The sequence below is a fragment of the Streptomyces sp. 150FB genome (assembly GCF_000818195.1).
Lineage (GTDB): Bacteria > Actinomycetota > Actinomycetes > Streptomycetales > Streptomycetaceae > Streptomyces.
Window position 1 is genome coordinate 6,519,887 of the sequence record NZ_JTHL01000001.1, and the last position, 5,991, is coordinate 6,525,877.

The window sequence follows — 5,991 nt, forward strand, 5'->3', positions numbered from 1 at the left end:
CCGCCGAGCCGCTGCCGCACAACGGATACAAGGTCGAGCTGGTGCGCAACCTCGTCGTGGCCATGCTGACCCGGCTCACCGAGGAGGCAGCCCGATGACCGTCACCACCGGAACCACTGCTACCACCGTCACCACCGGAACCCCTGCCGCCACCGTCTCCACCGGCACGACAACGGTGGCACCGGCCGGTACGACGGCCGTCGCCGGCTCCGTCGGCAGGTCCCACACCCGCGTCGAGGGACTCGCCAAGGTCACCGGCGCCGCCCGCTACGCCGGTGAGATCCCCTTCGCCGAGCTGGCCCACGGCTGGTTGGTGCTCTCCACGATCGCCAAGGGCCGGATCCGCTCCGTCGAGTCCGATCCCGTCCTCGCGATGCCCGGCGTCCTCGCCGTCCTGCACCACGGGAACGCCCCGCACCTCGAAGCGGCATCGGGCATGTTCGGTCCCGACCCGACCATCGAGGTCCTCCAGAACGACCAGGTACCGCACGTCGGCTGGCCGGTCGCGCTGGTCGTCGCCGAGACGCCGGAGCAGGCGCGCGAGGCCGCCGAGGCGCTGGTCGTCACGTACGACCAGGAGCCGCACGACATCGCGTTCTCCTCCGCCCACCCCGGCCTCTACATACCGGAGGGCTCGGCGCGCTTCCCCACGCGGACGTCGAAGGGCGACGTCGAGGCCGAACTCGCCGCCGCGGCCGTGGTGGTCGACCACGAATACACCACCCCCGAAGAGCACCACAACGCGATGGAACCCCATGCGGCCATGGCGCGCTGGGAGGGCGGACGGCTGGAGGTCGTCGACTCCAACCAGGGGTCGTTCACCGTCGCGCAGGACCTGGCGACGCTCTTCTCCCTCGACCCCGCCTCCGTACGGGTGCGCTCCGAGCACGTCGGCGGCGCCTTCGGCTCCAAGGGCTCGACCCGCCCGCACGTGGTGCTCGCCGTGATGGCGGCGACGGTGCTCGACCGCCCGGTACGGGTCGTCCTCACCCGCCGCCAGATGTTCTCGCTCGTCGGCTACCGCAGCCCGACGGCGCAGCGGGTCAGGCTCGGCGCCGACAGCGAGGGACGGCTGCGCGCCTTCGACCACCAGGCGAACTGCCTCACCTCGACGGTCTACGAGTTCGTCGAGCAGTCCGCTTCGATCGGGCGGGTGATGTACGACGCGGACGGCCACAGCACGGGCAACCGCGTCGTACGGCTCGACGTACCGACACCGCGCTGGATGCGGGGTCCCGGCGAAGCGCCCGGTTCCTTCGCCGTGGAGTCGGCGTTCGACGAGCTGGCCGAGAGCTGCGGGATCGACCCGATCGAGCTGCGCAGGCGCAACGAGCCCGCGGCGGGACCGGTGTCCGGGCTGCCGTTCAGCAGCCGCAACGTCCTCGCCTGCTTCGACAAGGGCGCACGCCGGTTCGGCTGGGCGGACCGCGACCCGCGCCCCGGCGTACGCCGCGAAGGGCGCTGGCTGCTCGGCACCGGCACGGCGGCGGCCACCTATCCGGCGGGGACCGCCCCGTCCACGGCGTCGGTGACGGCCGAGGCCGACGGCACCTTCACCGTACGGATCACGGCGGCCGACATCGGCACCGGGGCGCGCACCGCGCTCACCCAGATCGCCGGTGACGCGCTGGACGTACCGGTGGAGAAGGTCCTGGTGCGGATCGCTGACAGCGACTTCGGGCAGGCGATGATCGCCGGCGGTTCCATGGGTACCAGTTCCTGGGGCTGGGCGGTGACGGCGGCGGCGACCGCGCTGCGCGAGAAGCTCTTGTCGGCGGGGGACATCCCGCCGGAGCGGATCGTCGGGCGGTCGAACACCGCCGAGGCGATCGGCGCGCTCGCCAAGCAGGAACGGCACTCCTTCGGCGCGCAGTTCGCCGAGGTCGCCGTCGACCTCGACAGCGGCGAGATACGGGTACGCCGCATGCTCGGGGTCTTCGCCGCCGGCCGGATCGTCAACCCGCTGACCGCGCGCAGCCAGCTCATCGGCGGTATGACCTGGGGTCTCTCGATGGCGCTGCACGAGGAGGCGATCAGGGACCGGTCGTCGGGCGCCCATGTCAACGGCGACCTCGCCGGGTACCACTTCGCCTCGAACGCGGATGTGCCGCTCATCGAGGCGGACTGGGTGGAGGACCCCGACACGTACAACCCGACCGGGATCAAGGGCATCGGCGAGGTGGGGATCGTGGGTGCGGCGGCCGCGATCGCCAACGCCGTCTGGCACGCGACCGGCGTACGCCACCGGAGCCTGCCGATCAGGCCGGACCGGGTGCTGGCGGGGGCGGCGGAGGCCGCTGTACGTGGGTGAGTTGACCGTACGAAGCGTACGAAGGTGAGCTGACCGTACGAGGGTGAGCTGACCGCGGGGGCCGTCCGGGGGAGACCCGGGTGGCCCCCGGGCGCCGCGCGGGACGGTCCGTCAGAGTGTGGCGAGTCCGGCCGCCAGGAACGCCAGGGCGGTGTTGATGTTCTCTTCAGTGTCGTGTTCGGGGCTGTGTTCGGGGTCGTGCGAGCCGGTGTCCGACCGCTCCGACTCGTGGGAGCACTCCGCCAGTTCGATGATGACGGCCGCGGCGGCCGCCGCCGCGATCCGCGGGCCGATGTCGTCGACCGCCCTGCCCGTGTCCAGCGCGATCGCCTTGACGCCCTCCTGCACAGCGGCCTCCATCCGGGCCGTCTGGAGCGCCCGCAGCTCCGGATTGGTCTCCAGCATGCGCTTGGCCAGCAGATCGATCTCGTCGTGCTGGGCGAACTCCGCCCGCAGCCACCCGCCCATCGCGTCCAGCGCGCTCTCGCCGGGCCCCCGCAACCGCAGAGCCTCGGTCAGCCGGTCCGCCGACTCGGTGAAGCGGGAGAGGGCGATGTCCTGCTTGGAGCGGAAGTACAGCGTGACGGTACGCGGCGAGACCTCGGCCGCAGCGGCGACCTCTGCCACCGTCGTGGAGTCGTAGCCGCGCTCGGCGAACAGCTCGAACGCGGCCCGGGTTATCGCCGCCCTGCGGCGGGCCTTCCCTCGCTCACGGAGTCCTTCGGTGGGCATGACAGAAGTCTACCAGCGGCTGCATATCTACAGGTGACTGTAAATTAACATCAGCATGTAATCATTCCAGGAGCTCCAAGAACTCCGAGCACTCTGGGCACTTTGAGCACTTCCGTAACTTTGGACACTTCAGGAAAGAGGGCGGCCGTGGCTGGACGCTTGTACGCGCTGGGACGTTGGGCGGCGCGGCGTCGCGGCCGGGTCGTGGGGGCGTGGCTGCTGCTGCTCGTGGTGGCCGCCGTGCTGGGGACCACCCTGAACGGCAAGCTCACCACCGAGTTCAGCGTCCCCGGCATCGAGTCGCAGCAGGCGCAGGACCTGCTGAAGCAGAAGTTCCCCGCCGCCGCGGGAGGCACGGCCCGCGTGGTGTTCGCCGCGCCGGGACACACCACGCTCACCGCCCCTCCGGCCGCCGGCGCGGTGTCAGCGAGCCTGAAGCGGGCGGCCGCCGTGCCCGGTGTGATCAGGGTCTCCGACCCGGCGAAGGCGGGCGCCGTCTCGGCGAACAGGACCATCGGCTACGCCGACGTACTGTTCCGCCAGGCCGCTTCCGACGTACCCCAGTCCTCGAAGGACGCCCTCTCCCGGGCCATGGAACCGGCCCGGGACGCGGGCCTGCGGGTCGAGTTCGGCGGCTCGGCCGAGACACCCAAGACCGAGGTCGGCGGGCCCGCCGAGATCATCGGGGTGGTCATCGCCTTCTTCGTCCTGGCGATCGCGCTCAGCTCGCTGCTGGCGGCGGGACTGCCGCTCGTCACCGCGCTGATCGGCGTCGGCGTCGGCGTGCTGGGCGTGCAGTTCGTCTCCGGCTTCGTGCAGATGACCAACACCGCGACCATCCTCGCGCTGATGGTCGGTCTGGCGGTGGGCATCGACTACGCCTTGTTCATCGTCTCCCGGCACCGGGAACAACTCGCCGATCCCACCATGGGGGTGCGCGACTCGATCGGCCGCGCCGTCGCCACGGCGGGCAGCGCGGTGAGCTTCGCCGGTGTCACGGTCGTCGTCGCGCTGGCCGCGTTGTCCGCCACCGGTATCCCGTTCCTCACGATCATGGGCCTGGCCGCCGCCGGTACCGTGCTGATCGCGGTGTTCGTCGCGCTCACCCTCGTACCCGCGGTGCTGGCGTTCGGCGGGGAGCGGCTGCGCCCCCGGCCGGGCGGCCGGCGGTTCCTGCGTACGCGTACGCGACGCACCGCGAGCGAGGGCAGCGCCCCGGAGCCCAAGGCGCCCGGAGCCTGGGGCCTCGCCTGGGCCCGTACGGTGATGCGCGCCCCGGTCGCCGTGCTGCTGGTCTGTGTCGTCGGCCTGCTGGTGCTCGCCGTGCCCGCGCTGAACCTCCGGCTCGGCCTGCCGAGCAACGAGACCCAGCCCGTCAGCAGCACCCAGCACCGCAGCTACGACCTGCTCTCCAAGGGCTTCGGCCCCGGCTTCAACGCCACCCTGTCCGTGGTCGTCGACGCCACGGACATCCCGGCCGCCGGGCGGCCCGCCGTACTGAAGCAGGTACGCGGCGCCGTCGCCGACGATCCAGGGGTGGCCGCCGTGGCGCCGCCGACCGCCTCCGCGGACGGGAACGTCACCGTCATAGGAGTCGTACCGAAGACCGGCCCCGACGCCCCCGCCACCACCGACCTGGTCAACCGGCTGCGCGACGACGTACGGCCGCCCGTCTCCCATGCCCACGGCACGGTGTTCGTGGCGGGCGCGACCGCGGCGGCCATCGACATCTCGGCGAAACTGTCGTCGGCGCTGCCGCTGTTCATCGGGATCATCGTGGTGCTGGCGCTGGTGCTGCTGACCATCGCGTTCCGCTCGGTGCTCGTCCCGCTGAAGGCCGTCCTCGGCTTCCTGCTGTCGATCGCGGCCGGTCTCGGCTCGGTGGTCTGGGTCTTCCAGTACGGCCATCTCGACGACATCTTCCAGGTGTCCGCGGCGGCCCCGGTCACCAGCTTCCTGCCGGTCCTGCTGATCGGTGTGCTCTTCGGACTCGCCATGGACTACGAGGTCTTCCTCGTCAGCCGCATGCGCGAGCACTTCGCGCACACCGGGGACGCCCGCGAGGCGGTCGCCCACGGCATGGCGCGCAGCGGGCGGGTGGTGAGCGCCGCCGCGCTGATCATGGCGTCGGTCTTCGGCGGCTTCATCTTCAACGGCGACCCGATCATCAAATCCATCGGATTCGCCCTGACGATCGGGGTGTTGATCGACGCCTTTGTCGTACGGATGACACTCGTCCCGGCCGTGATGGCCCTGCTCGGGCGGGGAGCGTGGGGCCTGCCCCGATGGCTCGACCGGATCGTGCCAAATGTTGACATGGAGGGCACGGGCCTGCCGCCTCACGTCGAGGAGAACCCGCCGTCCACGAAGAGCGTCTGACCGGTCACATAGCCGGAAGCGCCGCTCGCCAGGAAGACGGCGATGCCCGCGAAGTCGCCCAACTCGCCGTTGCGCCCGGCCATGGTCCTGCGGGCCATGGCCCCGGCGCGTACGGGATCGGCGAACACCGCCTCGTTCATGGGCGTGTGGACGAAGCCGGGCGCGACGGCGTTGACGCACACCCCGCTCGCCGACCACGCCTCGGCCTGCGAGCGGGTCAGCGCGGAGAGCGCCGCCTTGGACACCCCGTAGGCGCCGCTGTCGCCGAAGGCGCGGATCGCCTGCTGTGAGGCGATGTTGATGATCCGCCCCCAGCCGCGCGCGGCCATGGCGGGGCCGAAGCGCTGCCCGAGGACGTAGGGCGCGTCCAGGTTGACCGCCATGGTCCGGTCCCAGTCGGCGTCCGTCAGATCGCCCATCGGCGGCCGGAGGTTGACGCCGGCGGCGTTGACGACGATGTCGGGTTCCCCGTACCGCAGGGCGACTTCGTCGGCGGCCGCGCGCAGCGCGCTCCGGTCGGCGAGGTCGGCGGCGATCCAGTGCGCCGTACGCCCCTCGGCGCGAAGCCC

At 71.6% G+C, this 5,991-nt stretch carries 4 protein-coding genes; 2 read left to right on the forward strand and 2 right to left on the reverse strand.

What is annotated here, in order from left to right; translation table 11 throughout:
• Window positions 1-94: 94 nt before the first annotated feature.
• Window positions 95-2,311 (forward strand): xanthine dehydrogenase family protein molybdopterin-binding subunit, encoded by a 2,217-nt coding sequence (locus tag QR77_RS28265; protein WP_078877250.1) that lies wholly within the window; start codon window positions 95-97, stop codon window positions 2,309-2,311.
• 111 nt (window positions 2,312-2,422) lie between these two features.
• On the opposite strand, the gene QR77_RS28270 is transcribed toward QR77_RS28265, so the two are convergent.
• A complete protein-coding gene (locus tag QR77_RS28270; RefSeq protein ID WP_052489114.1) occupies window positions 2,423-3,043 on the reverse strand; it encodes a TetR family transcriptional regulator in 621 nt (206 codons plus the stop codon).
• A gap of 147 nt (window positions 3,044-3,190) precedes the next feature.
• Between QR77_RS28270 and QR77_RS28275 the strand changes: the two genes are divergently transcribed.
• Window positions 3,191-5,422: an MMPL family transporter gene (locus QR77_RS28275; protein WP_040024851.1), complete on the forward strand. Its 2,232-nt coding sequence runs from the start codon at window positions 3,191-3,193 to the stop codon at window positions 5,420-5,422.
• On the opposite strand, the gene QR77_RS28280 is transcribed toward QR77_RS28275, so the two are convergent.
• The coding region (locus tag QR77_RS28280) for an SDR family oxidoreductase (RefSeq protein WP_040028806.1) at window positions 5,383-5,991 on the reverse strand (609 nt) is incomplete at its 5' end. The genes QR77_RS28275 and QR77_RS28280 overlap by 40 nt on opposite strands.